Annotated in this window: 2 protein-coding genes; both read right to left on the reverse strand. The window is 61.9% G+C overall.

The window, feature by feature from the left end:
- Nucleotides 1-48 precede the first annotated feature (48 nt).
- Nucleotides 49-393 carry a type II toxin-antitoxin system PemK/MazF family toxin gene (locus tag F0L68_RS40500; RefSeq protein WP_149855229.1) on the reverse strand — a complete coding sequence of 115 codons (345 nt, stop codon included), beginning with the start codon at nt 391-393 and terminating at the stop codon, nt 49-51.
- Nucleotides 387-635, reverse strand: coding sequence for a ribbon-helix-helix domain-containing protein (locus F0L68_RS40505; protein WP_149855230.1), 249 nt, complete (start codon nt 633-635; stop codon nt 387-389). The genes F0L68_RS40500 and F0L68_RS40505 overlap by 7 nt, the downstream gene beginning before the upstream one ends.
- Nucleotides 636-722: the final 87 nt, after the last annotated feature.

A 722-nucleotide genomic window follows, 5' to 3' on the forward strand; every position in this document is an offset into this window, starting at 1 on the left:
GTTCGCCAGCGGCTCACCCATGGCAACAGACTTACAACTGCGTCGCCGTCACAGGCCGAGCACCTTCCGCAGTCCTGAGTCCACGTCACGCATCAGTCCGGCAGGCACGTTCCCCACCCGGCCCGTCAGATCGTCCTTGTTCAGCGTGACCAACGCCGTCACGTTCGCCACCGAGTCCCTTGGCAGTCCTGTCGCGGAGGCAGGCAAGAAAACGTTCCCCGGCGCGGCAGCCAACTTCGTGTTCGATGTGAGAACCGCGATGAGCACGGTCGCCAATCGGCTCGCGTTGTAGGGATCGGCCTGGACAACGAGCACCGGGCGACGCTTGGCCGGCCTTGAGCCGTCGGCCTCACCGAGATCGGCCCAATGGATGCTGCCTCGTTCGATCACCACTCGTCGTCCGCCAACGCGAGCACTCGGCGACCTGCATCGACCGCCGTCGCGGCGGAATCGTCATCATCACCGATGAGTTCAAGAGCCGCGTTGATCTCACTTGTCAGCGATTCTTCTTCCAGATGCTCCAAGTAGAAGCGTGCGGCACGCGCATAAAACTCCGAGCGCGTCACACCCATGCACTTCGCACTACGTTCCACCTGCGCGAACGTCTCGTCAGGAACAGAGATCGCCGTCTTCACATCGACAAGTATAACCCGGTATTACCATGAACGCCAGGCAAGATCACTCCTCAGCGGCGAGCTGTCCGCAGGCGGCAGCGATCTCCT

It is taken from the genome of Solihabitans fulvus (assembly GCF_008386585.1).
GTDB lineage: Bacteria > Actinomycetota > Actinomycetes > Mycobacteriales > Pseudonocardiaceae > Solihabitans > Solihabitans fulvus.